At 60.6% G+C, this 2,709-nt stretch carries 3 protein-coding genes and 1 pseudogene; 3 read left to right on the top strand and 1 reads right to left on the bottom strand.

All coding sequences use genetic code 11. The annotated features are described in order from the left end of the window. The 3 genes and pseudogenes from L0H65_RS17910 to L0H65_RS17900 form a co-directional block, all read left to right on the top strand. Positions 1-608, top strand: a pseudogene (locus tag L0H65_RS17910) (glutamate synthase large subunit); the annotation flags it as partial. Positions 609-718: 110 nt separating this feature from the next. Then, positions 719-1,435 (top strand): monofunctional biosynthetic peptidoglycan transglycosylase, encoded by a 717-nt coding sequence (gene mtgA, locus L0H65_RS17905; protein ID WP_301460571.1) that lies wholly within the window; start codon positions 719-721, stop codon positions 1,433-1,435. Positions 1,436-1,512: 77 nt separating this feature from the next. Continuing rightward, positions 1,513-2,178, top strand: a complete 666-nt coding sequence (locus L0H65_RS17900) for a glutathione S-transferase family protein (RefSeq protein WP_301460570.1) — start codon at positions 1,513-1,515, stop codon at positions 2,176-2,178. 38 nt (positions 2,179-2,216) lie between these two features. Here L0H65_RS17900 and L0H65_RS17895 read toward each other — a convergent pair whose 3' ends face one another. Further along, the gene (locus L0H65_RS17895; RefSeq protein WP_301460569.1) at positions 2,217-2,570 is read right to left on the bottom strand and encodes a hypothetical protein; all 354 of its coding nucleotides are present in this window, start codon (positions 2,568-2,570) and stop codon (positions 2,217-2,219) included. Positions 2,571-2,709 lie beyond the last annotated feature (139 nt).

Here is a 2,709-nt window from a genome sequence, read left to right as displayed (position 1 = left end):
TTGCGGTGCGGGGTTTGAAGCTGGAGGTGTCGGGTGACGCCAATGAATATGTCGGCAAGGGGTTGTCAGGCGGCATGATTGTGGTGCGGCCCCCGATGTCCAGCCCGCTGAAGGCGTCGGAGAATACCATCATCGGCAATACGGTGCTGTATGGTGCGACCGATGGGAAGTTGTTTGCCTGTGGTCGGGCCGGTGAACGCTTTGCGGTGCGCAACTCTGGCGCGTCGGTGGTGATTGAAGGCTGCGGCACCAATGGGTGTGAGTATATGACCGGCGGGGTTGCGGTGATCCTCGGGTCTATCGGCGCGAATTTCGGTGCGGGGATGACCGGGGGCATGGCGTATCTTTATGATCCCGATGGGGTGGCGGAGGAGTTCATGAACCTTGAAAGCCTTGTCACCTGTGCCGTCAGCCATCCGCATTGGGAGGCGCAGTTGCGCGGGTTGATCGAACGCCATGCACATGAGACCGGTAGTCTGAAGGCGCGCGCCATCCTCAACGATTGGGCGAATGAGCGGGCGAATTTCCTGCAAGCCTGCCCGAAGGAAATGCTGCCGCATATCGCCTATCCGCTCAGCGATGAGCGCGAGGCTGTCCCGGCTGAATGACGTGTCGCGCGGGCAAGAACGTCGGCGGCGGCGGTCGCCGGACGATTCTTTGGGCCGGCGGGCGACCTCTGGCGGCTTGATCGCGGGCCTGCTTCATGCCTAAAGAGGGCATGGCGAAAAGCAGCACCCGAAAGAAAGTGAAATCTGAGCCCCGGCGACCCGTTCGTCGGATTGTCCGCTGGGTTTCGCGGGGTCTCGCCGCATGTTTTGCGTTGGTTCTGGCGCTGGTGTTGCTGTTTGCGGTCGTGAACCCGCCGACCACGTTCTATATGTGGCAGGAAGGCCAGCGTTTGGGCGGGGTGAAGCAGGAATGGGTTGATTGGGCGGATATCGCGCCGGTGATGCCGCGTTCGGTTGTCGCGGCGGAGGACGCGAATTTCTGCTTGCATTGGGGTTTTGACATGGGTGCGATCCGCGCGGCGATTGATGCCGGTGGCAATCGTGGTGCCTCCACGCTAACGCAGCAAGTGGTCAAGAACGTGTTTTTGTGGCAGGGGCGGACCTATCTGCGCAAGGCGCTGGAGGCTATGATCACACCCCTGGTCGAAGTGATCTGGTCAAAACAGCGGATATTGGAGGTTTACCTGAATGTCGCGGAATTCGGCGAAGGCGTGTTCGGGATCAAGGCCGCCGCCGCGCGCGATTTTGCGGTGGAACCTGCCGCGTTGACCGCGCAGCAAGCCGCGCGTCTGGCTGTGGTTCTGCCTGATCCGAAGGATCGCAGCGCCGAAAAACCCAGCCGCTTTCTGCGAAAGCGCGCGGCCTCGGTGCTGGACGGGGCGGAAACCATCCGCCGCGACGGCAGATCCGCCTGTTTTGAGCCGTAAGCCCGATGTGGGATTGAATTCGCACAGGAATGGCAGGTAAGTATGACCCACCACCGCGTTTCGAAAGCCGAGTACCGATGAACCGCCTCTATCACTTTCCCCTTTCCCCGTTTTGCCGCAAGGTGCGCCTGACGCTGGCGGAAAAAAAGCTGGAAGTGGAACTGGTGGAGGAGCGGTATTGGGAGCCGTCGGCCGAATTCCTGCGCCGCAACCCGGCGGGAAAGGTGCCGATCCTGAAGATGGACAGCAAGATGCTGACCGAGAGTCAGGCGATTTGTGAGTACCTCGAAGACATCGCGCCAAATCCGCCCCTGATGCCGCGCGACCCGGATGGCCGGTTTGAGGTGCGTCGGTTGTGCGCGTGGTTTGATGACAAGTTCCACGAGGAAGTCACCTCCAACCTGCTGTATGAACGGGTCAACAAGAAGCTGATGAAACAGGGTTATCCCGACAGCAAGGCGGTAAAGCTGGGGGCGCAGCGGATCAAATACCATCTGGATTACATGGCCTGGCTGCTGGACCAAAGGCGCTGGCTGGCAGGCGATGAGATGACGCTGGCGGATTTCACCGCGGCCGCGCATCTGAGTTGCCTTGACTACAATTCGGATGTGGATTGGCACCGGTCGCAGAATGTGAAGGATTGGTACGCCAAGATCAAATCACGCCCGTCATTCCGGCCCCTGCTGGCCGATCAGGTGCCGGGGTTCCCGCCGTCGAAACATTACACCGATCTGGATTTCTAGAGCAGGGCTACAGCGATTCACATTTTGCGCGAATTGCCCTAAGCGTGCCAGTCACCGAAGCCATAGCCGATGTAATCGCGCTGATAGGCTTCCTTTGCCAGTGCTTCCACCTCGTCGTCATGGATTTCCGCGAGCAGCGCAGTGTCGGGGTCCAGAGGGAGTTGCAGGACCGGGCAATCCACCCCGATCTCTGCGGCAAGAAAACCGAGTCCCATCGGCAGGCTGTCTTCACGCAGCACCAGATCCGGGCCTTGAAACTGCGCGAACCCCTGAATGACAGCGGTTTGGCTGGCAAAATGCGGGTCAATGCGCAAACCGGTCTGGCCCGCGAGGTTGAGCTTCAGAAAGCGCAGGAAGTCGATGAAGGCGGCGCGATGGGCCGCTGTGGTCATCCCCCCCCCCCGGTGGCGGCAGCGACAGTTTGTAGATCTTGACCAAGGCTTGCCGGATTTGCGGCAAGGCACCGGTCAGGATATGGCTGCAAAACCCGGCATGGGCGCGGGCGACGGGATGGCGCAAGACCGTGAAGCT

It is taken from the genome of Pseudorhodobacter sp., assembly GCF_030452865.1.
Lineage (GTDB): Bacteria > Pseudomonadota > Alphaproteobacteria > Rhodobacterales > Rhodobacteraceae > Pseudorhodobacter.
This window is presented reverse-complemented; position numbering and strand designations above follow the sequence as displayed.

Excerpts from the sequence above, each read along its gene's own strand:
- mtgA (WP_301460571.1), top strand. The coding sequence starts at position 719 with ATGGCGAAAAGCAGCACCCGAAAGAAAGTGAAATCTGAGCCCCGGCGA.
- L0H65_RS17900 (WP_301460570.1), top strand. The coding sequence starts at position 1,513 with ATGAACCGCCTCTATCACTTTCCCCTTTCCCCGTTTTGCCGCAAGGTG.
- L0H65_RS17895 (WP_301460569.1), bottom strand. The coding sequence starts at position 2,570 with ATGACCACAGCGGCCCATCGCGCCGCCTTCATCGACTTCCTGCGCTTT.